Origin of the sequence: Chelatococcus daeguensis, from assembly GCF_001887265.1 — a bacterium.
In the GTDB taxonomy this organism is placed as follows: domain Bacteria; phylum Pseudomonadota; class Alphaproteobacteria; order Rhizobiales; family Beijerinckiaceae; genus Chelatococcus_A; species Chelatococcus_A sambhunathii.
This window is the reverse complement of record NZ_CP018095.1, coordinates 2,625,273-2,651,661: the sequence shown is the minus strand read 5'-3', so window position 1 is coordinate 2,651,661 and position 26,389 is coordinate 2,625,273. Positions and strand designations below refer to the sequence as shown.

General features: G+C 67.6%; 26 protein-coding genes and 1 other RNA gene. 19 read left to right on the top strand and 8 right to left on the bottom strand.

Features of this window, described 5'->3' with window-relative positions; translation table 11 throughout:
- Positions 1–4: 4 nt before the first annotated feature.
- Positions 5–3,754, top strand: coding sequence for an AsmA family protein (locus BOQ54_RS12630; RefSeq protein ID WP_071924014.1), 3,750 nt, complete (start codon positions 5–7; stop codon positions 3,752–3,754).
- Positions 3,755–3,760: 6 nt separating this feature from the next.
- Here the strand turns inward: BOQ54_RS12630 and BOQ54_RS12625 are convergent, their stop codons facing one another.
- The 5 genes from BOQ54_RS12625 to ssrA form a co-directional block, all read right to left on the bottom strand.
- A complete protein-coding gene (locus tag BOQ54_RS12625; RefSeq protein ID WP_063189257.1) occupies positions 3,761–3,997 on the bottom strand; it encodes a ribbon-helix-helix domain-containing protein in 237 nt (78 codons plus the stop codon).
- A complete protein-coding gene (locus tag BOQ54_RS12620; RefSeq protein WP_071924013.1) occupies positions 3,994–4,185 on the bottom strand; it encodes a DUF4169 family protein in 192 nt (63 codons plus the stop codon). Before BOQ54_RS12620 ends, BOQ54_RS12625 begins: the two co-directional genes overlap by 4 nt.
- A 10-nt stretch (positions 4,186–4,195) precedes the next feature.
- On the bottom strand, positions 4,196–5,635 hold the full coding sequence (gene fumC / locus BOQ54_RS12615; protein ID WP_071924012.1) for a class II fumarate hydratase: 1,440 nt from the start codon (positions 5,633–5,635) through the stop codon (positions 4,196–4,198).
- Positions 5,636–5,723: 88 nt separating this feature from the next.
- Positions 5,724–6,323 carry an SspB family protein gene (locus BOQ54_RS12610; protein WP_055457439.1) on the bottom strand — a complete coding sequence of 200 codons (600 nt, stop codon included), beginning with the start codon at positions 6,321–6,323 and terminating at the stop codon, positions 5,724–5,726.
- Positions 6,324–6,365: 42 nt separating this feature from the next.
- Positions 6,366–6,721: a transfer-messenger RNA gene (ssrA, locus tag BOQ54_RS12605) on the bottom strand.
- Between the two features lie 476 nt (positions 6,722–7,197).
- Here ssrA and BOQ54_RS12600 point away from each other — a divergent pair.
- The 7 genes from BOQ54_RS12600 (at position 7,198) to BOQ54_RS12570 (ending at position 13,232) form a co-directional block, all read left to right on the top strand.
- Positions 7,198–7,992 carry a thymidylate synthase gene (locus BOQ54_RS12600; RefSeq protein WP_071924011.1) on the top strand — a complete coding sequence of 265 codons (795 nt, stop codon included), beginning with the start codon at positions 7,198–7,200 and terminating at the stop codon, positions 7,990–7,992.
- A gap of 39 nt (positions 7,993–8,031) precedes the next feature.
- Positions 8,032–8,517 (top strand): GNAT family N-acetyltransferase, encoded by a 486-nt coding sequence (locus BOQ54_RS12595; protein ID WP_055457437.1) that lies wholly within the window; start codon positions 8,032–8,034, stop codon positions 8,515–8,517.
- Positions 8,514–9,077, top strand: coding sequence for a dihydrofolate reductase (locus BOQ54_RS12590; RefSeq protein WP_055457436.1), 564 nt, complete (start codon positions 8,514–8,516; stop codon positions 9,075–9,077). Before BOQ54_RS12595 ends, BOQ54_RS12590 begins: the two co-directional genes overlap by 4 nt.
- A gap of 124 nt (positions 9,078–9,201) precedes the next feature.
- Positions 9,202–10,350 (top strand): FtsH protease activity modulator HflK, encoded by a 1,149-nt coding sequence (gene hflK / locus BOQ54_RS12585; protein WP_063189249.1) that lies wholly within the window; start codon positions 9,202–9,204, stop codon positions 10,348–10,350.
- On the top strand, positions 10,347–11,303 hold the full coding sequence (gene hflC / locus BOQ54_RS12580; RefSeq protein ID WP_055457434.1) for a protease modulator HflC: 957 nt from the start codon (positions 10,347–10,349) through the stop codon (positions 11,301–11,303). Before hflK ends, hflC begins: the two co-directional genes overlap by 4 nt.
- 27 nt (positions 11,304–11,330) lie before the next feature.
- Positions 11,331–11,525, top strand: coding sequence for a DUF2065 domain-containing protein (locus BOQ54_RS12575; RefSeq protein ID WP_055457433.1), 195 nt, complete (start codon positions 11,331–11,333; stop codon positions 11,523–11,525).
- A 222-nt stretch (positions 11,526–11,747) separates the two neighbouring features.
- Positions 11,748–13,232 carry a Do family serine endopeptidase gene (locus BOQ54_RS12570; protein WP_055457432.1) on the top strand — a complete coding sequence of 495 codons (1,485 nt, stop codon included), beginning with the start codon at positions 11,748–11,750 and terminating at the stop codon, positions 13,230–13,232.
- Positions 13,233–13,294: 62 nt separating this feature from the next.
- Here the strand turns inward: BOQ54_RS12570 and serB are convergent, their stop codons facing one another.
- The gene (gene serB, locus BOQ54_RS12565) at positions 13,295–14,194 is read right to left on the bottom strand and encodes a phosphoserine phosphatase SerB (RefSeq protein WP_186437984.1); all 900 of its coding nucleotides are present in this window, start codon (positions 14,192–14,194) and stop codon (positions 13,295–13,297) included.
- 26 nt (positions 14,195–14,220) lie between these two features.
- Here serB and miaA point away from each other — a divergent pair, with 26 nt between their 5' ends.
- The 5 genes from miaA to BOQ54_RS12540 all read left to right on the top strand — a co-directional run bounded on the left by miaA (position 14,221) and on the right by BOQ54_RS12540 (position 19,767).
- Positions 14,221–15,162 carry a tRNA (adenosine(37)-N6)-dimethylallyltransferase MiaA gene (gene miaA, locus BOQ54_RS12560; protein WP_071924499.1) on the top strand — a complete coding sequence of 314 codons (942 nt, stop codon included), beginning with the start codon at positions 14,221–14,223 and terminating at the stop codon, positions 15,160–15,162.
- 211 nt (positions 15,163–15,373) lie between these two features.
- Positions 15,374–17,134, top strand: a complete 1,761-nt coding sequence (locus BOQ54_RS12555) for an acetolactate synthase 3 large subunit (protein WP_055457430.1) — start codon at positions 15,374–15,376, stop codon at positions 17,132–17,134.
- A 145-nt stretch (positions 17,135–17,279) separates the two neighbouring features.
- Positions 17,280–17,972, top strand: a complete 693-nt coding sequence (locus BOQ54_RS12550; protein ID WP_071924010.1) for a glutathione S-transferase family protein — start codon at positions 17,280–17,282, stop codon at positions 17,970–17,972.
- 44 nt (positions 17,973–18,016) lie between these two features.
- On the top strand, positions 18,017–18,550 hold the full coding sequence (gene ilvN / locus BOQ54_RS12545) for an acetolactate synthase small subunit (RefSeq protein ID WP_019404412.1): 534 nt from the start codon (positions 18,017–18,019) through the stop codon (positions 18,548–18,550).
- A gap of 68 nt (positions 18,551–18,618) precedes the next feature.
- Positions 18,619–19,767 carry a glycoside hydrolase family 5 protein gene (locus BOQ54_RS12540; protein ID WP_245316344.1) on the top strand — a complete coding sequence of 383 codons (1,149 nt, stop codon included), beginning with the start codon at positions 18,619–18,621 and terminating at the stop codon, positions 19,765–19,767.
- Between the two features lie 3 nt (positions 19,768–19,770).
- On the opposite strand, the gene BOQ54_RS12535 is transcribed toward BOQ54_RS12540, so the two are convergent.
- Entirely contained in the window at positions 19,771–20,316 is a 546-nt protein-coding gene (locus BOQ54_RS12535) for a DUF924 family protein (RefSeq protein WP_071924008.1), read from the bottom strand.
- 212 nt (positions 20,317–20,528) lie between these two features.
- Here BOQ54_RS12535 and ilvC point away from each other — a divergent pair, with 212 nt between their 5' ends.
- Complete coding sequence (ilvC, locus tag BOQ54_RS12530) at positions 20,529–21,548, top strand: ketol-acid reductoisomerase (RefSeq protein ID WP_071924007.1); 1,020 nt, start codon at positions 20,529–20,531, stop codon at positions 21,546–21,548.
- Positions 21,549–21,743: 195 nt separating this feature from the next.
- Here ilvC and BOQ54_RS12525 read toward each other — a convergent pair whose 3' ends face one another.
- The gene (locus tag BOQ54_RS12525; RefSeq protein WP_055457425.1) at positions 21,744–22,262 is read right to left on the bottom strand and encodes a DedA family protein; all 519 of its coding nucleotides are present in this window, start codon (positions 22,260–22,262) and stop codon (positions 21,744–21,746) included.
- A 175-nt stretch (positions 22,263–22,437) separates the two neighbouring features.
- On the opposite strand from BOQ54_RS12525, the gene BOQ54_RS12520 reads away from it, so the two are divergent.
- The 5 genes from BOQ54_RS12520 (at position 22,438) to pdxY (ending at position 26,365) form a co-directional block, all read left to right on the top strand.
- The gene (locus BOQ54_RS12520) at positions 22,438–23,274 is read left to right on the top strand and encodes an ABC transporter ATP-binding protein (protein WP_071924006.1); all 837 of its coding nucleotides are present in this window, start codon (positions 22,438–22,440) and stop codon (positions 23,272–23,274) included.
- A complete protein-coding gene (locus BOQ54_RS12515) occupies positions 23,271–24,068 on the top strand; it encodes an ABC transporter permease (protein WP_055457423.1) in 798 nt (265 codons plus the stop codon). The genes BOQ54_RS12520 and BOQ54_RS12515 overlap by 4 nt, the downstream gene beginning before the upstream one ends.
- Positions 24,069–24,101: 33 nt before the next feature.
- A complete protein-coding gene (locus tag BOQ54_RS12510) occupies positions 24,102–25,118 on the top strand; it encodes an ABC transporter substrate-binding protein (protein WP_055457422.1) in 1,017 nt (338 codons plus the stop codon).
- A 26-nt stretch (positions 25,119–25,144) separates the two neighbouring features.
- Positions 25,145–25,336, top strand: coding sequence for a DUF6494 family protein (locus BOQ54_RS12505; protein WP_019404420.1), 192 nt, complete (start codon positions 25,145–25,147; stop codon positions 25,334–25,336).
- Between the two features lie 180 nt (positions 25,337–25,516).
- Positions 25,517–26,365, top strand: a complete 849-nt coding sequence (gene pdxY, locus BOQ54_RS12500; protein ID WP_055457420.1) for a pyridoxal kinase PdxY — start codon at positions 25,517–25,519, stop codon at positions 26,363–26,365.
- Positions 26,366–26,389: the final 24 nt, after the last annotated feature.

Here is a 26,389-nt window from a genome sequence, read left to right as displayed (position 1 = left end):
GAGCGTGCGCGACTTTCTGACGGTCTTTGCCATCCTCCTCATCCTTGTGTTGAGCGCGGCTCTCGCGGTGCCCTATTTCATCGACTGGGAGGCGCATCGCGGCGAGGTGGAGGGCGTGCTGGGCGAGGCCCTCGGGCTGCCAGTGCGGACGGGCGGTGCCATCGAGCTGCGTCTGCTGCCGACGCCGGAGATCATGCTGAGCGACGTGAGCCTGGGCGAGAGCGGCGGGGCCCGGCTCTCCGCCCGGAGCGTATCGGTCGAGGTCGCGCCCATGCCGCTCGTCAAGGGTGAGGTGCGGGTAATCGAGGCCGCGCTCGATGCGCCGGTACTCACGGTGCGTGTCGGGGAGGACGGGGCACTCGCCGTGCCGCGCCCGCGCTCCGTCTCCGCTGCAAACGTGGAGATCGCCATCGAGCGTCTCGGCATTTCGCGCGGCGAGATCCGCGTGGAAGCTGCAACCGGCAGCGAGATCGCGCGCATCGGCGACATCGAGGCTGAGGTCGTGGCGGCGAGCCTCGCGGGGCCGTGGCGAATCGAGGGCGAGGTGCAGGGCGTGCCGCTGCGCATCGCGACTGGGGTGCGCGAAAACGGCGGCGACATGCGGCTCAAGGCCGTGCTGGGCCGTGCCGCGGGTGGAGGCCTTCTTGACGTCGATGGCCTGCTGAAGCTCGCCGAGGGGCTCAGCGGGCGATTGCTGCCCGGTCTTGTGGCCACCGTGCGATACGCCGAACCCTTGGCCGGCACCGGAGAGCCCCGCCAGATCATGCTCTCCGGCGCCGTGGAAGGCGACATCCGCAGCCTTTCGGCGCGCGACCTCACGCTTGACGTCACCCACGGCGAGGGCAACAAGGACCTTGCGCTGACGGGCACGGCGACGCTCGACCTCGGCGGCCGGCCGGCCCTCCGGGCGAGCCTCGGCGGCCGGCGCGTCGACCTCGACGTGCTGCGCGAGCGGATCGACGACGGCGCGCTCGGGCTTCACGCGGCCACCGTGCTTGCGCAACTGCCGCTCTACCTCGACCTGTCGCTCGAGGCATTGGCGATCGCGGGCGAGGAGTTCGGCCCGCTCACGGCCGGATTGCATCGCGACGGGGACGTCCTCGCCCTGTCCCGGTTCGATCTCGGGCTGCCGGGGGAAACCCGCATCGCGGCACGCGGCGAGGGGCTCATCCCGCTCGGCGGGCCGAAGCACGACATCTCGGGAACGGGGTCCATTTCGCTCGACAGCGGCCAGCCGCTGGTGTTCGCGCGGGCGCTGGTGCGCATGGGGGCGCCGCAGTCGCTGGCCGAAGCGCTCGCGGGCCTGCCGCGACTGTCCGCCAGCGCCGAGCTCGCGCTCGATCACGGCAGCATCGGCGCGCGCAACATCGCCGTGAAGGCGGGTGAGGCGGAGGTCGGCGGCGCGATCCGTTTCATGCCCGCGGATGGCAGCGGCGGGCGCCCGCGCTACGAGGCCGAGGTGACGGCGAGCAGGGTCGATATCGCCGCCCTGCCACAATTCGACGGGCTGCTCGCCCTGGCTTCCGGCGCCGACATCGGCCTGTCGCTCGATGCGCGCGACCTTGGGCTCGGTGCGTCCGGCGGCGATGCACTCGGTCGCCTCAGTGCCCTCGTGGAGGCCGGATCGCAGGGCATCGTGGTCGAATATCTCAATGCATCGGGTTTCGGCGGCGCACAGATCGAGGCGCAAGGGCGCATCGATGCCGCTGGCGGGAGGCTGGGCGCGACCATCGACGCCGACCGTCCGCAGGCGCTCGCCGCGCTCGCTGCCCGCTTCCTGCCGGCGCGCGCCGCGGCCGCGCTGACGCGCGCGGTCGCGGACGGCGGGGCGCTCCGCCTCAGGCTCGAAGCGGCGCGCGTGGACGCGGGTGCGCCGCTCTTCGTCAAGGCCGACGGCAGGATCGGCGACACCGAGGTGGACATGGGGCTGTCGCTGCCGCCCGCTTCAGGGGTCGGCGCGGAGCTTGAGATCAGCCTCGCGGCCGGCGACGGGGCGCAGCTGCTCGGGCAACTCGGCTTCGATGTCCTGCCCCTGCCGGACGGCGAGGGCGGGCGCCTGTCGGTCTCGGCGCGCGGCCCTTCGCTCGACGACATGGCCGGGCGCTTCTCGCTCGCGGCTGCCGGGGCCAGCTTGTCCGGCGAGGGAACCTTCAGCTTTTCCGAGACGGCGCCGCTGTTCGCGGGGCGGGTGACGATGAAGGCGGGCGACCTCGGTCGGCTCGCGGAGGTGCTGGCGCGGCCCTTGCTGGGCGCGGGGGCATTGCCGCTCGAACTGACCGCCGATGCGACGCTCGGCAGCAAGGGGTTGTCGCTCGTCAACCTTGCGGCGACGGCGGGCGGCGTTCCGCTGCACGGGCGCCTGACGGTGGACGAGGGCGGTCGTCTTGAGGGGGCGGTCCATTTCGAGCGTTTGGCGCTCGCCGATGTCGCGACGCTCGCGCTAGGCCCCCTGCCCATGGCGCCCGACGGGCGCGCATGGTCTGGCGAGCGCCTTGGTGCCGCTGCCCCGCCTGCCGACGGTGTCCTGACGTTGACCGTCGGCCGTCTGGTCCTGACGCCGACGCTCACTTTGCGCGATGCGACGCTGCGGTTGTCGCTGCATCCGGCCGGGCTCGCCATCGACGACCTCAATGGCGAGCTATCGGGCGGCCGGATCAAGACCAGTATGACGATGCGCCGGGAAGGCTCCCTCGCCGCCATATCGGCGCGCGGTAAGCTCACGGCCATTCCGCTTTCGGCCATCGTCGGGCGGAGGCTTCCCGGTACCCTCAGCGGCGATTTCGAGATCGGCACGGCCGGGGAAAGCCCGGCGCGGCTTGTGGCCAATCTTGCCGGCGGCGCCACCCTGTCGCTGGCGGATGCGTCCATCTCGGGGCTCGATCCGTCAGCCGTCTCCCGCATGGTGGCGCAGGCACTCGCCGCCGACACGCTGCGGCCGGACCTGCCGGCCGTGACGACGGCGCTCGCCGAGGCGCTCGACGCGGGCGCATGGCCTTTGCCGCAGCTGTCTGGCCCCGTCAGCCTGTCGGGCGGCGTCCTGCGCTTCGGCCCTCTGACGATGCCGGCGCAAGCCGGCGTGGCCGAAGGGACGCTCTCTGGCACGCTTGACCTGCGCAGCCTCACTGTCGACTTGCGCGCGACCGTCATCGCGGCGACGTCACCCAAGGGCTGGACCGGGCCGGCGCCCCAGGCCATGGCCGTCTGGTCGGGGCCGGTCGATGCGCCGGTGCGCAGCCTCGATGCGGGCAGCCTCGCCAATGGCCTTGCCGCCATCGGCATCGTGCGCGAGCTCGAACGTATCGAGGCGATGGAGGCCGATGCGCGCGAGCGCGCCTTCCACAACCGCCGCCTCAGGGCGGAGCGCGAGCAGCGGGCCCGCGAGGCCGAGCGCCGGGCGGCAGAGGAAGCGAGGCGGCGCGAGGAGGAGGCGCAGCGGCAGCAGGAGTTGCAGCGCCGGGAGGATCAGAGGCGGCTGGAGGAGTTGCTACGCGAGGAGAGCCAGCGGCAGCAGGCGCCTGTCCCATCCGAAACCCCGTTCCGCCTGCAGCCGCAGTCGCAGGAGGGGCGCGGGCCGACACAGCTTCAGCTTCCAGCTATCCATCGCCTGCCGGAGTTTGAGCCGGATGGGGCAGGGGCGACGGCGGTCTCGCCCATGGGCGGCAGTGACGCCTCGCCCCGAGCTCCGACGGCGCCAGCCGTCCGCGCGCCGCCTCCTCAGGGCGGGCCGCTCGATATCCGGCCGACGGCCCGCTGACACAGCTCAGCCACGCGCCGCGTCCCGAACATAGGCAAGCACCGCCACGCGAATGGCGGAGGACAGGTTCCGTCCGCCGCGCTCCTCGTCGATGGCAGCGACCGCCTGGGCGACGGACATGCCGCGCGCCGCAGCCATCTCCCTGAGCGCTGCCCAGAACGGCTCTTCCAGCGACACGCTCGTGCTGTGCCCGGCGATCACCAGCGAGCGCTTGACGATGCCGGCGCGGCCGGGGGGCGTCATGCGTCTTCGTCCGGCGTCGTCAGCCGGTGGCCCTCGTGCGCTCGCGCCAACCTCTCCTGCTCACGCTCGGTCTTGAGACGCTCGGCCTTCGGCCGGCCAAAGCGGACGCGATTGGCTTCGGCCTCAGCCTCCTTCCGGCTGCGGGACTTCGCCTTGCGGGCCATGCGCAGGTTCACGATGTCGGCCATGACGCCCTCCTTATCGCGGGCCGAGCATGCCCGACGGGTCGACCCAGCGGTCGAAGTCCTCGGCGCGGACGAGGCCGGAGGCCAGCGCCTCCTCGCGCAGCGTCGTTCCGTTCCTGTGGGCTGCCTTGGCGATCTTCGCCGCGTTGTCATAGCCGATATGCGGTGCGAGCGCCGTGACAAGCATCAGCGAGCGGCCCATGAGCTCGCCGATGCGCGCCTCGTTGGCGGTGATGCCGGCGACGCAATTGTCGGCAAAGCTCGTCGCCGCGTCGCCCAGGAGGCGGATCGACTGCAGCAGGGCATGGGCGATCACCGGCTTGAAGACATTGAGCTCGAAATGTCCCTGGCTCGCCGCAAAGGCGACGGTGGTGTTGTTGCCCAGCACCTGGGCGCAGACCATGGTCATGGCCTCGGCCTGGGTGGGGTTGACCTTGCCGGGCATGATCGAGGAACCAGGCTCGTTCTCGGGCAGCGACAGCTCGCCGAGGCCCGAGCGCGGCCCCGATCCGAGCAGGCGGATGTCGTTGGCGATCTTGAACAGGGCGGTCGCGGTGCTGGCCAGGGCGCCGTGGGCGAAAACGGCGGCCTCATGGCCGGCGAGGGCGGCGAACTTGTTCGGTGCCGAGGTGAAGGCGAGCCCCGTGTGCTCGGCGACGCGGGCCGCGAACCGCATGGCGAAGTCGCGATGGGCATTGAGCCCGGTGCCGACGGCGGTGCCGCCCTGGGCCAGGGAGAGGAGGCCCGGCTCCGCTGCGCGGATCTGATCCATGGCGAGCGCGATCTGCGCCGCATAGCCGGAGAATTCCTGACCGAGCGTCACCGGCGTCGCATCCTGCAGGTGGGTGCGGCCGATCTTGATGATGTCGGCGAAGGCGCGGGCCTTGGCGTCGATGACGCCGCCGAGATGGGCGAGGGACGGCAGCAGATGGCGTTCGATCTCGGTCGCCGCTGCGATGTGGAGCGCCGTCGGAAAGGTGTCGTTCGACGACTGGCCGAGGTTGACATGGTCGTTGGGGTGGACCGGGCTCTTGCCGCCGCGGCCGGCGCCGAGGATCTCATTGGCGCGACCGGCGATGACCTCGTTGACGTTCATGTTGGTCTGGGTGCCCGAGCCGGTCTGCCAGACGACGAGGGGAAACTCCTCGTCGTGCCGCCCCTCGAGGATCTCGTCGGCGGCGGCGGCGATGGCTTGCGCGAGGCGCGGCTCCAGAAGGCCCAATTCGCCGTTGGTTTCCGCAGCAACGCGCTTGATGAGGGCGAGGGCATGGATGAGCGGCAGCGGCATGCGCTCGTCGCCGATACGGAAATTCTGGATCGACCGCTGGGTCTGGGCGCCCCAGTACCGGGCGGCCGGAACGGCGATGGGACCGAAGCTGTCCTCCTCCTGCCGAACGGCGCTCTCCGCTTCGGAAAACGTGCCGGATGCGATCTTGCCGGATGAGTCGGACATGGCAGTCGCCTTTCATGTCAAAGGGCGAACAGGCGCAGTTCGCGTGGCAGCGGCCGGAGGTACCGTGCAGCGGGAGCGGCCCGGCCCATCAGGTCTTCTTGCGGAAGGCGTCGAGGCTAACCACCTGGGCGCCCTTGCCGTCCGCGTTGTCCTGGGGCTCGCGCTCCGCGACCGGTGTCTCGGCGGCGGTCGCCTTTTCCCCCGCCTTGGGCGCCTCTGCGGCCGGAGTCTCGATCCTCTCCGCGGAGGGCATCACCTCGGCCGGCTCGGGGGCGTCTCGCACCTCTGCGGCAGCCGGTGTCGGTCCCCCGCCTTCGGCCTCGCCGGTCTCGCCATCCTGGCCGAACTTGAGGCCGAACTGGACCGAGGGGTCGTAGAAGCCGACCACGGCCTCGAAGGGGATCATCAGCCGCTCGGGCACGCCCTGGAACGACAGGCCGACCTCGAAGGCCTGGTCCGTGACGGCAAGATCCCAGAACTGGTGCTGCAGCACGATTGTCATCTCGTGCGGATAGCGCTCGCGCTGGCGGCTCGACAGCCGTACGCCGGGATGATCAGTGCGGAAGGAGATGTAGAAATAGTGGTCGCCGGGCAGGCCGTCGCGCACGGCATCGGCCAGCAGCTTGCGCACAACGCCCCTGAGCGCCTCCTGGACGAGCAGGTCGTAGCGGATGAGATCCTTCGCCATGTGTTCCGGAGCGATGCCTTCTGAGCCGGCGATTGACAAGGAAGTGGAGGCTTCTGTTGCCAGGTGCCTCCGAACCCCGCCTGCCGGGGCTAACCGTCAGGACTTTGGATCGGTAACCTAAGCTGCGTTACGCAGCCGCGGCGACCGGAGCATAGTTGTCGTTGGCAACTATAAGTTCGGCCCGATAACGGCGGAACCATGCCGAGCGAAAGCGCACCCTTTACACCCTCGTCGATCCTATTTCGCCCCCGCCGAAACGCGAGGCCCGCTCGCGTTTGGGTGGAGGCGCCGGGTACCGCCCCCGGGTCCGATGGGTTTATTGCGATGGCCGTTTATCGCCATAGCCGCCTTGCGACGGCATCCAGAATATAGGGGCCTTCTCGGCCCGATGGAAGGCCTTGAGCGCCATTCTCGCGCAGTTGCCGACAGGCAAGGGAGGGCCGGCGACATGCCATCCGAACGGCAGCTTGCCACGCCCTCCCGACAGGGCTGTAGCCCTGCAGCCTGCGAGAGCGCGCGTGAGAAGATATGTTGTCGCTATTTATTTTATGAGTAAATTTCAGTTATTAAAGTTATATTTGTTGACATGAGAGATGTGTGAAGCATTATTTGGGTGCTTTTTGGCATTATATGTGTATGATTAAACAACAATAACCATACGATTTTGTTCTGACCAGGTCGTTGTCGTGGCGGCCATTCGTGTATTGCGGCGCCACGGCTTCATTGTGAAAGTCGGTTGCCTCCGGGCGCAGACGGATGAACGTCTGCGCTCGTCCTTTCGTGGCCCGCAACCCGCCTTCGCCGGCGCCGGAGGCATTCACCGGCGCCGCTGCCGATGCTATGCCTCGACGGGACGGAATCACGTGAGGCGACGATGCGCGCTTATCTCGACCTGCTGCGCCGCGTGCTCGACGAGGGCGCGCGCAAGAGCGACCGGACCGGGACGGGCACCTTGTCCGTCTTCGGCCACCAGATGCGCTTCGACCTTGCCGAGGGCTTTCCGCTCGTCACGACCAAGAAGCTTCATCTGCGTTCCATCGTCCACGAGCTGCTGTGGTTCCTGAAGGGCGACACCAACGTGCGCTATCTCCAGGAGAACAAGGTCAGCATCTGGGACGAGTGGGCGGACGAGAATGGCGATCTCGGCCCGGTCTACGGCAAGCAGTGGCGCGCGTGGGAAGGTGCCGACGGGCGCACGGTGGACCAGATCGCCTGGGTGGTGGACGAAATCCGCCGCAACCCCGATTCGCGGCGCCTTGTCGTGTCGGCCTGGAACCCGGCCGAAATCGACAGGATGGCGCTGGCGCCCTGCCACTGCCTGTTCCAGTTCCATGTCGCCGACGGGCGCCTGTCCTGCCAGCTCTACCAGCGCTCGGCGGACGTCTTCCTCGGCGTGCCCTTCAACATCGCGAGCTATGCCCTGCTGACGCAGATGATGGCGCAGGTCACGGGTCTCGTGCCCGGCGACTTCGTCCATTCCTTCGGCGATGCGCATCTCTACCTCAATCACCTCGACCAGGCGCGCGAGCAGCTTGCACGCGCGCCGCGGCCGCTGCCGCGCCTCGTGCTCAACCCGGCGGTGCGCTCGATCTTCGACTTTACCTTCGAGGACATTGTCATCGAGGACTATGATCCCCATCCCGCCATCAGGGCGCCCGTCGCCGTTTGAGGGCTCCCGCCCCGGAAGGCTCACCGAAGAAGACCCGCGATGTCCCTCGTCATCCGTCCTGCACAACCGGCCGATCTCGGCCTCATCGCGGCGCTCGTGCGCGAGCTTGCTGACTACGAGAAGCTGGCCCACGAGGTCGAAGCGACCGAGGGCGATCTCGGCGCGGCGCTCTTCGGTGCCAATCCGCGCGTCTTCTGCGACATCGCCGAGTGGCGGGGCGAGCCGGCGGGCTTTGCCCTGTGGTTCTACAATTTCTCCACCTTTCTCGGCCGGCACGGCCTCTATCTCGAGGACCTCTTCGTGCGTCCGGCCTTCCGCGGCGAGGGCATCGGCAGGGCTCTCCTTTCCCATCTCGCCCGGCGCTGCGTCGATGAGGGGCTCGGGCGGCTCGAGTGGTGGGTGCTCGACTGGAACGAGCCCGCGATCGGCTTCTACAAGCGCCAGGGCGCACGCATGATGGATGAATGGACCGTCTGCCGCGTCACGGGCGAAGCGCTGGCGAAACTGGCGGAGCAGGCGCCGTGAGCGGGGGTGGCGCACCCGTTGCGCTCGCCATCATCGTTGCGGCCGCGGATAACGACGTCATCGGCCGGGACAACCAGCTGCTCTGGCGGCTGCGCACGGACATGCGGCGCTTCCGCAGCCTGACGATGGGCCATCCCGTGCTGATGGGGCGCAAGACCTTCGAATCGATCGGCAAGCCGCTCGCCGGCCGCGAGACGATCGTGCTGACGCGCGGGGGCGGCGAGCTGCCACCGGACATCGTGCGGGCATCGAGCCTTGACGAGGCACTGGCGCTCGGGCGGGAGGCGGCGCGCCGCCTCGGTGTCGGGCGGTTGATGGTCGCCGGGGGCGCGCAGGTCTACGCCGAGTGCCTGCCGCTTGCGGACGAGATCCTGCTCACCCGCGTCCATGCCGCTCCCGCCGGCGATGCCGTGTTCCCGGCGATCAACCCGGAAATCTTCGCGGAGGCGAGCCGCGAGGCGCACCCGGCCGGCGCCGAGGACGAGCACGCGTTCACCTTCATCAACTACAAGCGCAAACGTGAACGGTCGCCGGGGGCACCAACCGTCGAAAACCGTTGACGTTCAGCGCTTCATTCCCCACTTCCGACCTTGACAGGCCGGGGATGGACAACCCATCAACGCTGGCGGATCGTTGCAACGCTGCGGCTGCGGCCGCCCGGAAACAGGTGAGGAACGTCTCAGCATGCCTTGGAGCAACCAGAGCGGCGGACCGTGGGGCCAGAAGCCCGGCGGCCCGTGGGGTACAGGACCGCAGGGCGGGGGAGGCAACACGCCTCCGGACCTCGAGGAATTGCTCCGGCGCAGCCAGGACCGTCTGAAGACCATGCTGCCCGGCGGCGGCATGGGCGGGCGAGGGGTCGCCTTCATCGTGCTCGGCGCCGTGCTGCTCTGGCTCGCGACGGGCTTCTATACCGTGCGGCCCAACGAGGTCGGCCTCAACCTCATCTTCGGCAAATATGTCGGCAAGACGAACGAGGGCCTGCGCTACAACCTGCCGTATCCGATCGGCACCGTGGTGAAGCCCGAGGTCACGACGGTCAACACCATCGAGGTGGGCATGCGCACCGGCGACACGACGCGCCGTGTCGCGGCCGCTCGCGAGGTGCCGGAAGAAAGCCTGATGCTGACGGGCGACGAGAACATCGTCGACATCAACTTCGCCGTTCAGTGGCAGATCGATCCGGCCAGGCCCGAGGACTATGTCTTCAACCTGCAGAATCCCGATGCTGCCATCAAGGCCGTGGCCGAGAGCGCCATGCGCGAGGTCGTGGGACGGCGCAACATCCAGACCGTGCTGACGACCGACCGTGTCGCCATCGAAGGCGAGGTGCGTCAGCTCATGCAGGAGACGCTGGACAGCTATGGAGCGGGCGTGCAGGTCCGCCTCGTGCAGTTGCAGAAGGTCGACCCGCCGCAGCAGGTCATCGACGCCTTCCGCGACGTGCAAGCGGCTCGGCAGGACCAGGACCGCATGCGCAACGAAGCCGAGACTTACGCAAGCCGCATCGTACCGGAAGCCCGCGGCCAGGCAGCTCAGATCCTGCAATCGGCCGAGGCCTATCGCGAACGAGTCGTCGCCGAGGCCCAGGGTGCGGCATCCCGATTCACGCAGGTCTACGAGACCTATCGCTCCGCGCCCGAGCTGACGCGCGAGCGCATCTTCCTCGAAACCATGGAGCGTGTGCTCGGCGGCATGGACAAGGTGATCATCGACCAGAAGGGGGGCGGGCAAGGCGTGCTGCCGTACCTGCCGTTGAACGAGCTCATGCGGCCACAGCCGCAACAGCCGCAGCAGTCGCGCGGTAACCTGCAGCAGGGAGCGGCCCGATGAACGGCAACGTCTGGAAAATGGGCGGCCTCATCCTTGTTGCGGCGGCGCTTATCCTTGTCTACGCCTCGACCTTCATCGTCTATCAGACGCAGTCCGCCCTGGTGCTGCGCTTCGGCGGCGTGCGCAAGGTCGTCATGGAGCCGGGGCTCTACTTCAAGGTGCCGTTGGTCGAGAACGTCGTCTATGTCGACAAGCGCGTGCTCGATCTCGACCTGTCCGAGCAGGAGGTCATCGCCGCCGATCAGAAGCGTCTCGTCGTCGATGCCTTCACGCGCTACCGCATCACCGATCCGGTGCGCTTCTACCAGACGGTGAACAATGTCGCCGGCGCCAACCTGAGGCTCGGCAACATCGTCAATTCCACGGCCCGCGCCGTGCTGGCAGATGCGACCTTTACCGACATCGTGCGCGAACAGCGCGCCAGGCTGATGCGCGAGATCCGCGACGACGTGAACAAGCAGGCTCAGGGCTTCGGCATCACTGTCGTCGATGTGCGGCTGCGCCGTGTCGACCTGCCGCAGGCCAACAGCCAGGCGGTCTTCCAGCGCATGCAGACGGAACGTCAGCGCGAGGCAGCCGACATCCGCGCCAACGGATCCCAGATCGCCCAGAGCATTCGGGCGCGTGCCGATCGCGACGTGACGGTGATCAAGGCCGATGCCGACCGGAGGGCGCAGGAACTGCGCGGTGAGGGCGACGCCGAGAGCAATCGTGTGTTCGCTGAGGCCTACGGGCGCGACCCGGATTTCTTCGCGTTCTACCGCTCCATGCAGGCCTACGAGACGAGCCTGCAGGCTTCGGACACGCGGCTCGTCCTGGCGCCGGAGACGGACTTCTTCCGCTATTTCGGCAACGCCTTCGGGCGCAACTCGGCTCCGGCCGGAGGTGACCGGCCGCCCGCGCCGCAGCAGCAACCTGCGCCGGGGCCGCAGTCGAGCCTGGCGACGCCCTGACGGCGCGAGCGAGGGGGGCGCTGGCGTATGACGGATTTTCTCGCGGCGCTCGGCCTCGTGCTGGCCATTGAAGGGCTCATCTTCGCGGCCTTTCCGACCGCGGCCAAACGGGCGCTGGCGGAGGCGTCCGAGGCGCCCGTGGAGCGCATGCGGCTCGTCGGCGTTGTCTCGGCGGTCGTGGGTGTCGTCATCATCTGGTACGTGCGCTGGGGCGGCGCCTGAGGCGGGGCCGCCCGATGCGGCCGTCCGTTTCGGCACCCTGCTCTGCGCGGGGCGCCTTGCGGCAGCAGGCACGATCACGCACAGTTGCGTGTGCGAGCCGCCGTTCCGCCGCATTTGAAGAATGAAACCTCGGTAGACCGGAAGGTTCCGCGGTGCGGGCCGCTGCCGGGGCAACCAGCGACACGGGGGCGCGGGCCTGCGCTCCAGGGAACGAGGATCACAATGACATTTCTTCCGCCCATTCCACGCGCTATCGGCGGCTCGGGGCTGAGGCGCGCGTTCTCGGCCCTTGCGGTGGCGGCCGTCATGGCCGTCCAGCTCCCTACCGCTGCCTTGGCGCGCGGGCCGGAATCATTGGCCGATGTCGCCCAGGAGGTCATCGATGCCGTGGTGAACATCTCGGCCTCGACCACAGTGGAGGCGCGCGGCCCCTCGTTCCCGCAATTGCCGCCCGGCACGCCGTTCGAGGACCTTTTCGAGGAATTCTTCAACCGCCGCGGACAGGGCGACAACGCGCCGCGCCAGCAGCGCCGCTCCAATTCGCTCGGCTCGGGTTTCGTCATTGATGCCGACGGCATCATCGTCACCAACAACCACGTCATCGGCGAAGCCAACGATATCACGGTCGTTTTCACCGACGGCAGCAAGCTCAAGGCCGAGATCGTCGGCAAGGATTCGAAGCTCGACCTCGCCGTGCTCAGGGTGAAGCCGGATCGGCCGCTCAAGGCCGTCCGCTTCGGCGATTCCGAGGCGCTGCGAATCGGCGACTGGGTGCTCGCCATCGGCAACCCCTTCGGCCTCGGCGGCTCGGTGTCGGCGGGTATCGTCTCGGCCAACAAGCGCGACATCGATTCGTCAGCCTTCGGCAATTACATCCAGACCGATGCCGCCATCAATAAGGGCAATTCGGGCGGTCCGCTGTTCAACATGAACGGCGAGGTCATCGGCATCAACACCGCCATCCTGTCGCCCACGGGCGGCTCGGTCGGCATCGGCTTCGCCGTGCCGTCCTCGCTCGCCGAGCCGACGATCCGCCAGCTCATCGACTTCGGCGAGACGCGCCGCGGCTGGCTCGGCGTGCGCATCCAGAACGTCGACGATGCCACCGCCGAGGCGCTCGGCCTCGACAAGGCGCGCGGCGCGCTCGTTGCCGGTGTCGACGACAAGGGCCCCTCCAAGGCCGGCGGCATCGAAGTCGGCGATGTCATCGTCTCCTTCGACGGCAAGCCGGTGGCGCAATCGCGCGACCTGCCGCTGATGGTGGCGCAGACGCCCGTCGGCAAGGAGGTTGAGGTCGTCATCATCCGCAAGGGCAAGGAAGAGAGGAAGCGCATCGCCCTCGGCCGCCTCGAGGAGGCGACGGACGATGCGACGCCCGGCCAGAGCGGTCAGAGCGACAAGCCGGCGGTCAGCCAGGCGCTCGGCCTCGAAATGTCGGCGCTCAATGGCATGCTGCGCCAGCGCTACAACATCAAGGACGACATCAAGGGCGTCGTCGTCACCAGTGTCGATCCCAATTCGGCCGCAGCCGACAAGCGCATTCAGGCTGGCGATGTCATTGTCGAGGTTAATCAGGAGCCGGTAGCGAGCCCGCAGGACGTGACCAAGCGCATCGACGCCGTGAAGAAGGAGGGCAAGAAGTCCGTGCTTCTGCTCGTCTCTTCCGCCCAGGGCGAAGTGCGTTTCGTGGCCCTCAGCCTGCAGTGAACCGTCTCGCACGGCGTGAGGAAGGGCGGCCCCCGGGCCGCCCTTTCTGTTTGCCGGCGGGCTCAGGTCACGAATTCAGCGCGGCGATAGCCCTGGACGTAGAGCAGGGCGCTCAGGTCACCATAGTCGATGCGGGCATGGGCAGCCGCGGCCACTGCCGGCTTGGCATGGTAGGCGACGCCGAGGCCCGCTTCGGCGAGCATGGCGAGATCGTTGGCGCCGTCGCCGACCGCCAGCGTCTCGCTGCCGGCGAGGTTGAAGCGCGCGCGCAGCTCGTGCAGCGTCGACAGCTTGGCCTCGCGCCCGAGAATGGGCTCCTCCACCCGCCCGGTGAAGGTGCCGTTCTCCGTGACGAGGAGGTTCGAACGGTGCTCGTGAAAGCCGATGCGGGCGGCGATGGGGCCTGTGAACAGGGTGAAGCCGCCGGACACGAGGCAGGTATAGGCTCCCTTCGCGCGCATGGTGCGCACGAGTTCGGTGCCGCCCGGCGTCAGGGTGATGCGCTCGGCGATGATGCGGTCGACCACCGAGACCGGCAGGCCGCCGAGGAGGGCGACGCGCTCGCGCAGCGCGGGCTCGAAGGGCAACTCGCCGCGCATGGCGCGCTCGGTGATGGCCGCGACCTCCGCCTTCAGTCCGACGAGATCCGCGAGCTCGTCGATGCACTCCTGCCCGATCATGGTCGAGTCCATGTCGGCGAGGAACAGGCGCTTGCGCCGGCCAGCGAGGGGCTGCACGACGATGTCGACGGGTGCATCGCTCAGCGTCGCGCGCAGTCTTTCGCGGGCAGACACGCCTTCGCGGGGCGTGAAGTTGATGTCGGCCGCCACGCCTTCGTCCAGCCAGGCCGGCGCCGAGGCCGTCTCGAGACTTCTGGCCGCCGCCGCGACCAGATCTTGGCTGAGGACGGGCGTGGCCGGATTGGTTATGAGAGTAGCGACGTGGGTCAAGGTCTCAGTCATTGCCGGAGAAGATCGTGACGGAAAGGATGCGAGCCGTCCTCATCGCAGGGCCGACGGCTTCCGGCAAGTCCGCATTGGCGCTCGCGCTCGCGCAGGAGCATGGCGGCATCGTCGTCAATGCCGATTCCATGCAGGTCTACGGCGACCTGCGCACCATCACCGCGCGGCCGTCTGCGACCGAGGAGGCAATGGTGCCGCACCGGCTCTACGGACACGTGGACGGGGCGGTGAACTATTCCGTCGGGCGCTACCTCGCCGATGCCGCAACGGTGCTCGCCGAGGCGGAGGCGAAGGGCAGGCTGCCCATCTTCGTTGGCGGCACGGGCCTCTATTTCAAGGCGCTCTGCGAGGGGCTGTCGGAGATCCCGCCGGTGCCGGACGAGGTGCGGGCGGCCGTGCGCGCCGCCGCCGACGGCCGGGGGACACCGCTGCTTTATGCCGATCTTGCCGCGCGCGATCCCATCACGGCGGCCCGGCTCAACCCGACTGACCGGCTGCGCATCCTGCGCGCCATGGAGGTCTTCGCGGCGACCGGCCAGCCGATCGCGAGCTTTCACGGCCGGCGCAGCCGGCCGCTTCTCGCCGGCTGGCGCCTCCACAAATGCTTCCTCGCGCCGGAACGGGCGGCGCTCTTCGCCCGCATCGATGGCCGCTTCACGGCGATGATGGAGGCGGGCGCACTCGAGGAGGTGAGGGCGCTCGCGGCGCGGGGGCTCGATCCCGCGCTGCCGGTGATGCGGGCCCATGGCGTGCCCTGGCTCATCCGCCATATCCGCGGGGAGATCGACCTTGCGGAAGCGATCGAGAAGGCGCAGGCCGACACGCGCCACTATGCCAAGCGGCAGTTCACCTGGGTGCGCCATCAGCTGCCGGATTTCTCGTGGCTCGCCCCGGAAGCCGCTCATGAGGCGATCGGCGAGGCCCTGCGGACCGCCGCGGGCGACGTGCAGGCGCGATCTTCCGCTTGACCACCCGGCGGGGCTCGGCTAGCGTGCCCGCCACAGACGTGGAAGGAACGTGCGGCTTATGCGCGCAATTCTTATTGTAACGGGGGCGCCATCGACGGAGCGGAGATGATCCGCAGGTCCGGCTGGTGGCGCATGCAGGGTCCTTCGGGGCCCTTTTTTGTTGCCCCGGTCCGACCCGTCCGGCCACGCCGACGAGGAAACGGAGAAGACGATGAGCGAGACGATGACCGGCGCCGAGATGGTGGTTCGCGCGCTGCAGGACCAGGGAGTCGAACACATCTTCGGCTATCCCGGCGGCGCCGTGCTGCCGATCTATGACGCGTTGTTCCACCAGGACAAGGTCAAGCACGTGCTCGTGCGGCACGAGCAGGGCGCCGTGCATGCGGCCGAGGGCTATGCGCGCTCCTCCGGCAAGGTCGGCGTCGTGCTGGTGACGTCGGGCCCGGGCGCGACCAATGCGGTCACCGGCCTCACCGATGCGCTGATGGATTCGATCCCGATCGTCTGCCTCACCGGGCAGGTGCCGACGCATCTCATTGGTTCGGACGCCTTTCAGGAGGCGGACACCGTCGGCATCACGCGCCACTGCACGAAGCACAATTATCTCGTCAAGCGCATCGAGGACCTGCCGCGCATCATGCACGAGGCCTTCTACGTCGCGGCGAACGGCCGGCCCGGTCCGGTCGTCATCGACCTGCCGAAGGACATACAGTTCGCGAGCGGCACCTATGCGCGCCCGGCCAGCAACCAGCACAAGACCTATCGCCCGCAGGTGCAGGGCGACATGGAGAAGATCAAGGCTGCGATCGCGCTGATGGCCTCAGCCAAGCGGCCCGTGTTCTATACCGGCGGCGGCGTCGTTAACGCCGGACCGCAAGCTGCGGCACTGCTGCGTGAACTCGTGCGCCTGACGGGCTTTCCCGTCACCTCGACGCTGATGGGCCTCGGCGCCTATCCGGCTTCCGACCCGCAGTTCCTGGGCATGCTCGGGATGCACGGCACCTACGAGGCCAATCTCGCGATGCACGGCTGCGACGTGATGATCAACATCGGCGCGCGTTTCGACGACCGCATCACGGGCCGGCTCGATGCCTTCTCGCCGCACTCGCGCAAGATCCACGTCGATATCGACCCATCGTCGATCAACAAGAACGTCAAGGTTGACATCGGCATCGTCGGCGACTGCGCCCACGTGCTCGAGGACATGGTGCGCCTGTGGCGCTCCACGGCGCCGCAGGTGGACAAGGTGGCGCTCAAAGGCTGGTGGGACAACATCGCCGGCTGGCGGGGTCGCAAATGCCTCGCCTATCGCAAGTCGAGCGACGTGATCAAGCCTCAGTACGCCATCGAGCGGCTGTACGAATTGACGAAGGACCGGGAGGTTTATGTCACCACGGAGGTCGGTCAGCACCAGATGTGGGCCGCCCAGTTCTTCAAGTTCGAGGAACCGAACCGGTGGATGACCTCCGGCGGTCTCGGGACCATGGGCTACGGCCTGCCGGCAGCCATCGGGGCGCAGCTCGCGCATCCGAATGCGCTCGTCGTCGACATCGCAGGCGAAGCCTCCATCCTCATGAACATGCAGGAAATGTCGACCGCCCTGCAGTACCGCCTGCCGGTCAAGGTCTTCATCCTTAACAATGAATACATGGGGATGGTGCGCCAGTGGCAGGAATTGCTGCACGGCGGGCGCTATTCGGAGAGCTACTCGCATTCGCTGCCGGATTTCGTGAAGCTGGCCGAGGCCTATGGTGGCGTCGGCATCCGTTGCGACAAGCCGGACGTACTCGACGATGCCATCCGCGAGATGATCGACACCCCCCGACCCGTGATCTTCGACTGCGTGGTCGACAAGGCGGAGAACTGTTTCCCGATGATCCCCTCGGGCAAGGCGCACAACGAGATGATCCTGGGCGACGCGGCCGAGGACATTGGTTCGGTCATCGACGCCAAGGGCAAGATGCTGGTGTGAGGCTGGGCACCGCACCCTTCCCCTCAGGGGGAGGGTGCGCCGCGTGCGCGTCAACCGTGATCGTTTGCGTCACATGCCTTGATTGGACCGGCGCCGGTTGCCGCGGCAGTCTCGGCGCCCCACAGTCGAAACCGGACGAAGGCCCATGAAGCTCGTCATCGCCAACAAGTGCTATTCCTCCTGGTCGCTGCGCCCGTGGCTCGTCATGCGCCACTTCGGCATTCCCTTCGAGGAGGTGAAGGTGCCCTTCGGCCCGACCTTTGACGATCCGGCGTGGAAGGCGGAGATCGCCCGCTATACGCCGGCCGGCAAGGTGCCGGCGCTTGTCGACGGCGACATCGTCGTCTGGGAATCGCTTGCCATCATCGACTATCTCGCTGACATGCATCCCGACCTGCCCATCTGGCCGCGCGAGCGGGCGGCACGGGCCATGGCGCGGTCGCTGGCCGCCGAAATGCATGCCGGTTTCTCAGCGCTGCGCTCGGCCTGCCCGATGAATCTCGGCAAGAAGTATGCTGCCATGGACCTCGGCCCGCAGGTCGCGCGCGACGTGGCACGCGCCGCCTTCGCCTGGCGGGAGGCCCGGGAGCGCTTCGGCGCCGAGGGCCCCTTCCTGTTCGGCGCCTTCACGGCAGCCGATGCAATGTACGCGCCGGTCGTCACCCGCCTCGAGACCTATTCCTTCCCCGTCGATGCGGCGACACGCGCCTACATGGACGCGGTGCTCGACCTGCCGGCCTTCCGCGCATGGCGCGAAGATGCGCTGGCCGAGCCCTGGATCGTCGCCGAGGACGAGGTGGACGCCGAGCCCATCGCGAATTATCGCAAGAGTGCGTGAGGACAATCATGCAGCATGTTCAGCCCCCCTTTGCAGGTCCGCCGATGAAGTCTCACTATTCAGATGCTCCCGCTGCCGAGCCCATCGCGCGCCATACGCTCGCGGTGATCGTCGACAACGAGCCGGGCGTGCTGGCGCGCATCGCCGGCCTGTTCTCCGGCCGGGGCTACAACATCGAGAGCCTCACGGTTTCCGAGACCGAGCACGAGAAGCATCTGTCGCGCATCACCATCGTGACGACGGGCACGGCGCACGTCATCGAGCAGATCAAGGCTCAGCTCTCGCGCCTCGTGCCCGTGCACCGGGTGGACGACCTGACGGTCAACGGCGACGCCATCGAGCGCGAGCTGGTGCTCGTGAAGGTAGTGGGCAAGGGCGAAGCTCGCGTGGAGGCGATGCGTCTTGCTCAGGCCTTCGGCGCCCGCACGGTCGATGCGACGCTCTCGTCCTTCATCTTCGAGCTGACAGGGACCAGCGACGAGACCGAGCGTTTCATCAGTCTCATGACGGCCTGCGGGCTGACGGAAGTGGCCCGCACCGGCATCGCGGCCATCGGCCGCGGCGCCGAGTCGATGTGAGACAGGTGCGGCGCGCAGGCTGTGGGAGCTTCAGCCGTCGGGTATGGGCGCGGCCGACATTGGCGGCCGTGCTTGCTGCCGGCTTTTTCACCCTGCCGGCCGCCGCTGGCGAGGCAGGAGGCTTTTGGGGGGAGCAGCGGCGTGGCGCCAATTTCTTCAACAAGGTCGAGACGCGCGCCCGCCTCGATGCTGCAAAGAACTTCGGCGTCGATTTCGTGCGCCTGACCTTCGACAAGTGGCGGGGCGAACGGCGCGACTTCCTCGCCGGCAGTCTCGATGTCTATGCGGGGCTCGTGCCGGCCGATCTGGCGCGGCTCGGGCGGGTTCTCGATGCGGCTGCCGCTGCGGGCGTCAAGGTGGTGCTGACGCCGCTCGGGCTACCGGGCGCCCGCTGGGTGCAACTCAACGGCCGCCGCCACGACGGCCGACTCTGGCGCGACAAGGTCTATTGGGATCAGGCCGCAGCGTACTGGCGCGACATAGCGACGGCCTTCAAGGGCCATCCCGCCCTTGTGGCCTATAACATCGTCAACGAGCCGGTGCCGGAGAATGGCTACCGGCTTCCCGAGGGTGACATTGCCGAACGTGACCGCTGGTGCGCGGCAGCGAAGGGCACGGCGCGCGACCTCGATGCCTTCTATCGTCACATGGTTGCGGCCATCCGCGCCGTCGATGCTACGATACCCATCGTCCTCGACACCGGGTCCTTTGGCCAGCCGGCGGCAGTGCGCTGCCTGACGCCGATCGCAGACGACAATCTCATCTACGCGGTGCATCTCTACGCGCCTTACGATTTCACCAGCCACGAGAACCGGGGACGCTTCACCTATCCTGGCGTGGTGCGGGCCCATGGTCGGGCGGAATACTGGGACAGGGAGAGGCTCGCGAAGCACCTGTCGCCCTTCCTGGAGTGGGCCGAGGCGAAGGACGTGCCGCGCTCGCGCCTGATGGTCGGCGAATTCGGCTGCGTACGCTGGAACAAGGGCTGCGACGCCTATCTTGCCGATGTCGTCTCGCTCGTCGAGGAGGCGGGCCTGCACTGGGCCTTCTACTCCTTTCGTGAGGATGCCTGGGACGGCTACGATTATGAGCTCGGGACCGGGAGCCCGAAGGCCTCCGTCGGCGCCGCGCTGCAGCGACGCGAACAGCCGCGCGGAGCCGAGCGCCGTGAGGCGCTCATGGGGATCCTGCGCAGGGTGCTCGCCGGGCGTTCGTGAACGTCAGCCGGAAAAGCCGCCGTTTGCAAGAAAGGCGGCCTCCTCTTCCGTCGTGGCACGGCCGAGGATGGGGTTGCGATGCGGAAAGCGGCCGAAGCGGGCGATGATGTCACGGTGCTCGATGGCATGGGGCAGGCCCTTCTCGTCGCCCGCCGCCTCGTACAGGGCGACGCAGCGCTCCTGGTCGACGAGGTTCTCAGAATGCATGAACGGCAGATAGAAGAAGCCCTTCAGCTCCGGCGGCACCTTCTGGTCGAAACCCTTGGTCAGCGCCCGGTCGGCGATGGTGCGGGCCAGCGCGTCCGTGGCGAAGGCGCGCGGCGTGCCGCGGAAGAGGTTGCGGGGAAACTGGTCGAGCAGGATCAGCAGGGCGAGCGCTCCTTCTGGCGTTTCTTCCCACCGGTTCAGCGCGCCGGCGGCGGCTGCCTCATGGGTGGCGAGGAAGCGTGCGCGGATCTCTTCGTCGAAGGCCTCGTCGCGCGAGAACCAGCGTTCGTAGCCGGCCTCGCACCAGAAGGCGATAATCTCCGCGGCATTCGCTGCAATCATGGTGCAACCTCCCTGTCGGATTGTTCCATATTACGGATCGTTAGGACGCATGTCGGAACTCTCTTGGTCCCCCGTGCCGGATTTTACTTGACCCACAGCGCTTCTCGGGCTTTACCGCCGTCACAGAAACGTTCCACGACACGACCCGCGCCGCGCAGGATGGTCGGGGTTGGCGTGCCATCATAACCACCTTGCCAAGGAAAGGGCCCATCATGCGTGTGTATTACGATCGCGACGCCGATCTCAATCTGATCAAGGGCAAGAAGGTGGCCGTCGTCGGCTATGGCAGCCAGGGCCACGCCCATGCGCTCAACCTGCGCGACAGCGGCGTCAAGGACGTGGCGGTCGCCCTGCGCAAGGGCTCGGGTTCGGCGAAGAAGGCCGAGGCCGAGGGCTTCAAGGTGATGGAGGTGGCCGAGGCCGCCAAGTGGGCCGACGTCATCATGATGCTGACGCCGGACGAGCTGCAGGCCGACATCTACCGCGAGCACCTCGCCGACAACATGAAGAACGGCGCCGCGCTGCTCTTCGCGCACGGCCTCAACGTGCACTTCAACCTCATCGAGCCGCGCGCTGACCTCGACGTGCTCATGGTGGCGCCCAAGGGCCCCGGCCATACCGTGCGCTCGGAATACCAGCGCGGCGGCGGCGTGCCTTCGCTCATCGCCATCCATCAGGACGCCTCTGGCAATGCCCACGATCTCGGCCTCTCCTACGCCAGCGCCATTGGCGGTGGCCGCGCCGGCATCATCGAGACGACCTTCAAGGAAGAGTGCGAGACCGACCTCTTCGGCGAGCAGGTGGTGCTGTGCGGTGGCCTTGTCGAGCTCATCCGCGCCGGCTTCGAGACGCTGGTCGAAGCGGGCTACGCTCCCGAGATGGCCTATTTCGAGTGCCTGCACGAAGTGAAGTTGATCGTCGACCTCATCTACGAGGGCGGTATCGCCAACATGAACTACTCGATCTCCAACACGGCCGAGTACGGCGAGTACGTCACCGGCCCGCGCATCATCACGGCGGAGACGAAGGCCGAGATGAAGCGCGTGCTCACCGACATCCAGTCCGGCAAGTTCACGCGCGACTGGATGCTCGAGAACAAGGTCAACCAGACCTCGTTCAAGGCGACCCGCGCGCGCGTCAATGCTCACCAGATCGAAGAAGTCGGCGAGAAGCTGCGCGCCATGATGCCTTGGATCAAGGCCAAGGCGCTGGTCGACAAGTCCAAGAACTGAGCATCCCGGCCGCCACCGTCGTGGCCGGGCTCATCCCGGCCATCCAAACCTTTCAGCCTGGCGCTGCCAGGCATCCGTGGATACCCCGGGAACAAGCCCCGGCATGACGGTGAAGGGAATTCGTCCACAAAACTGCGCGAGCTGGTTCTGCTTGCGCTCCCCATCAGAGCCCCGGTGCACCGTGCCGGGGCCTTTCTACAGCAGCCTGTGAAAGGCGAAGGCACCGGGGGCAAGCAGGACGAAGGCCCAGACCATGGCGGAGGAGACGTTCGCCATCTGGAAGAGGAACCGGGGCATCGCAAAGATGCCGGCGATGAGGGGGACGACAGCCCGCAGCGGCCCGAAGAAGCGGCCGATGAAGATGCCCCAGGGTCCCCAGCGCATGAAGAAGCGATGGCCGCGCTCCACCATCTGCGGGTGGCGTGACAGGGGCCATACGCGCGTCGCCGCATCCTTGAAATGGAAGCCGATGAGGTAGGATACCCAGTCGCCGAGGCTTGCGCCTGCGGCGGCCGCGAGCCAGATCGGCCAGAATTCGAGGCCGCTGACGCCGATGAGGGCGCCGATGCCGACGAGAATGCCCCAGGCGGGCACCAGCAGCGAAATGAAGGCAAAGGATTCCGCGAAGGCGAGCCCGAACACGATGGCCGGGGCCCACTCGCCATGGTCACGGACGAAGGCCACGGTGCCGGAAACGAAATTGTCAAAGGTCATCAGGGGCCCGGGTGGAAGGAACGGCTCCATATGTCGGGAGGCAACGGGATAGTGCAAGTGGCAGAGGGCAGGCGCCGTCACGGAGCCGCGGCGGTTGCGTCGCAGGCCGTATCGGTTAACGTTTCCTGCTTCGAACGAAGACAAGGAATCGAGGACGCGCGATGACGGGACGGGCATGCACGCTCCGGCACAGGTGAAGGAGGCGGACAGCCCGGCGGTGCGGCTGTCGCAGGTGGCGATCACCTTCGCGCTCAAGGGCGGCGGCACCTACCAGGCTGTGCGCGACATCGATCTTGCCGTCGGTGCCAGCGAGTTCGTTGCCATCGTCGGGCCGACGGGCTGCGGCAAGTCGACCCTGCTCAACGCGGCGGCCGGGCTGCTCAAGCCCTCGGCGGGCGGGGCGGACATCTTCGGCGAGCGATTGTCGGGGCTCAATGCCCGTGCCGGCTATCTCTTCCAGCAGGACGCGCTCATGCCCTGGAAGACAGCCATCGACAACGTCGCCGTGGCGCTGGAGCCGAAGGGTGTGCCGCGGGCCGAGGCGCTGGCGAGGGGCCGGGAATGGCTCGGCCGTGTCGGCCTGGCCGCCTTTGCCGACCGCTATCCGCACATGCTGTCCGGCGGCCAGCGCAAGCGTGTCGCGCTGGCACAGATGCTGATCCGCAACCCGCAGATCCTGCTGATGGACGAGCCTTTCGGGCCGCTCGACGCACAGACCCGTCAGATCATGGGCAACCTGCTGCTCGACCTGTGGGCGCAGGATCGAAAGGCCGTGATGTTCGTCACGCACGATCTCGAGGAGGCTATCGCGCTGGCGGACCGGGTGGTGGTGATGTCGGCGGGACCCGCGGCCCGCATCGTCGGCGACTATCCCGTCTCCCTGCCGCGGCCGCGCGATATCGCGGAGATCCGCCTGGATCCTGCCTTCCACGCCATCCACAAGGCCATCTGGGCGACCCTGCGTGTCGAGGTTCAGAAGGCCTACGCGCAGGGTGAAGGGGCGAACGCATGAGACGCACGACGCTTCTTGCCATGCAGGTGGGCGTCGGGCTTGCCTTCCTCCTCGTCTGGCATCTCCTCACCGCCGTGCCGGTGAGCGGCGGCAAGCCGCTGTTCGATCCCTTCTTCTTCTCGACGCCGCTCGATGTCCTCGCCCGCACGTGGAAGGATCTCGTCTCGGGCGAATTGTGGTATCACCTCGGCATCACCCTGACCGAGACGGTGCTCGCCTTCACCTTCGGCGCCATCGGAGGCATCGCCTTCGGCTTCCTCTTCGCGCGGCGCGAGATTCTCGCCAGCGTGTTCGACCCCTACATAAAGGCGGCGAACGCCCTGCCGCGCGTGGTCCTGGCGCCGATCTTCGCCCTGTGGTTCGGCCTCGGCATCTGGTCGAAGGTGGCGCTCGGCTTCACGCTCGTCTTCTTCATCGTCTTCTTCAACGTGTATCAGGGTGTGCGCGAGGTGAGCCCCGTGGTGCTCGCCAATGCCCGCATGCTGGGCATGAACGAACGGCAGCTCCTGCGCCACGTCTACTGGCCGGCGGCGCTCACCTGGATGTTCTCCTCGCTGCACACCTCGGTCGGCTTCGCGCTCGTCGGAGCCGTCGTCGGCGAATATCTCGGTTCTTCGGCCGGGCTCGGCTACAAGATCCACGAGGCCGAGAGTGTCTTCGACGTCACCGGCGTGTTCTCGGGCATGCTGGTGCTCGCCGTCTTCGTCATCGTCATCGACACCTTCGTCACGGCCATCGAGAAACGGCTCACCGTCTGGCAGCCGGGCACCGGGGCGGCGACGGCGCAGGGGTGATTGCGGGACAGAACAACAGGTGGGAGGAAACCAATGACATTCTGGAAGACTATCGCGGCAGCGGCCCTGTTGGCGGTTGCCGGCGGCGCGGCCCATGCGGCCGACGTGGAAAAGCCGAAGCTGACGTTGGGCGTCGGCGGCAAGCCGCTGCTCTACTACCTGCCCCTGACCATCGCTGAGCGGAAGGGCTTCTTCAAGGAGGAGGGGCTTGAGGTCGAAATCAACGATTTCGGCGGCGGCGCCAAGTCGCTGCAGGCGCTCGTCGGCGGGTCGGTGGACGTCGTGACCGGCGCCTATGAGCACACCATCCGCATGCAGGCCAAGGGCCAGGACATCCGCGCCGTCATCGAGCTCGGGCGCTTTCCGGGCATCGTGCTGGCCGTGAAGAAGGAGAAGGCCGACGCCATCAAGTCGCCGGCGGACCTCAAGGGCGCCAAGGTCGGCGTCACGGCGCCCGGCTCGTCCACCAACTTCTTCGTCAACTATCTCATCGCCAAGGCGGGCGGTAATCCGAAGGATGCGGCCTATATCGGCGTCGGCGGCGGCGCGGGCGCGGTTGCGGCCATGAAGAAGGGCGAGATCGAGGCCATCTCGAACCTTGACCCGGTCATCTCCAAGCTCGAGGCGGACGGCGACATCGTCGTCATCGCGGATTCGCGCACGGAGAAGGGCACCAAGGAGATTTTCGGCGGCTCCAATCCGGCCGCCGTCGTCTACCTGAAACAGGACTTCATCGAGGCGAATCCGAAGACGGTACAGGCGATCGTCAACGCCTTCCACAAGTCGCTGAAGTGGCTGGAGACGGCCAGTACGGACGATATCGTCGCGACCGTTCCGGAGGCGTATTATTTGGGCGACCGGGCGCTCTACGAGCGCGCCGTCGAGGCCTCGCGCGAGACCTATTCGCGCACCGGTATCATCCCGGAGGACGGCATGAAGAGCGCGCTCGGCATGTTGACGCAGTTCGACGAGGAACTCGCCAAGGCCAATGTCGACCTGTCGAAGACCTTCACCGACACCTTCGTGAAGAAGGCCGCTGGCGGCAGCTGAGCCGGGGCGTAGGAGAGGAGGCAGCCATGGACGAAGAGAAGTTCAACATGGCCCTGCGCAAGTTCCTGAAGCAGGTGGGCGTCACGTCCCAGCGCGAGATCGAGCGCGTGGTGCGCGAGGGGGCGGTGCCTGGCGGCCGGCTGAAGCTGCGCATGCAGCTCACGGCCGAGGGCGTGCCGCTCGACCACGTCATCGAGGAGACGATCGAGTTGAAGTGACGGGGCCGCGGCGTGCTTCAACCTGTTGCAAGTCGGGCAAGCCCGACTTGCAATGACAGGCCCGGACAAGGAGCAACCGCTCGATCCATCTCGTGGGCGTGGGGCACTCCTCACGCCTTTTCATTTCTCCTTCGCGTCCTGCGCCGCTAAACCGAGGCTCTGCGCTCGGGAGGGCTCGGGATGAACGTTCTTTCCATTCAGTCGCACGTCGCCTTCGGCCATGTCGGCAATGCCTCGGCCGTCTTTCCCATGCAGCGCCTGGGCGTCGAGGTGTGGCCGATCCATACGGTGCAGTTCTCCAACCACACGGGCTACGGTGCCTGGAAAGGGCGCGTGTTCGACGCGCCGATGATCGAGGAACTCGTCGACGGCATCGCCGAGCGCGGCGTGCTGCCGGTCTGCGATGGCGTCCTGTCCGGCTACATGGGCTCGGCCGACATCGGCAACGGCATCCTCTCAGCCGTCGGGCGGGTGAAGAAAGCCAATGCGGCCGCGCTCTATTGCTGCGATCCGGTCATCGGCGATGTGGGGCGCGGCATCTTCGTGCGGCCGGGCATTCCCGAGTTCATGCGCGAGCATGCCGTGCCGGCGGCCGACATCGTCACGCCGAATCAATTCGAGCTCGACTTCCTCTCCGGCCGCAGCTCGGCGAGGCTCGCCGACGCGAAGGCGGCGGTTTCGGCCGTGCGCGCTGCCGGCCCGCGTGTGGTGTTGGTCACGTCCCTCCATACCGAGGAGACGCCGGCAGACGCCATTGACCTCTTGGCGGCCGACGGGGAAGGCACCTGGCGCGTGCGCACGCCGCGCCTGTCGCTGGGTATCAACGGGGCGGGCGATGCGATCGCGGCGCTGTTCTTCGTCCATTTCCTGCGCAGCCGCTCGGCGGCGAAGGCCCTCGGCGCGGCGGCGGCCTCCGTCTATGGTCTGCTCAAACGGACGCAGGAGGCGGGCTCGCGCGAGATCCTCACCGTCGCGGCGCAGGACGAGTTCGTGACGCCGAGCCACAGTTTTCCGGTGGAGGCCGTCTAGGGGCTTCACACCTCGCGCGGCCGG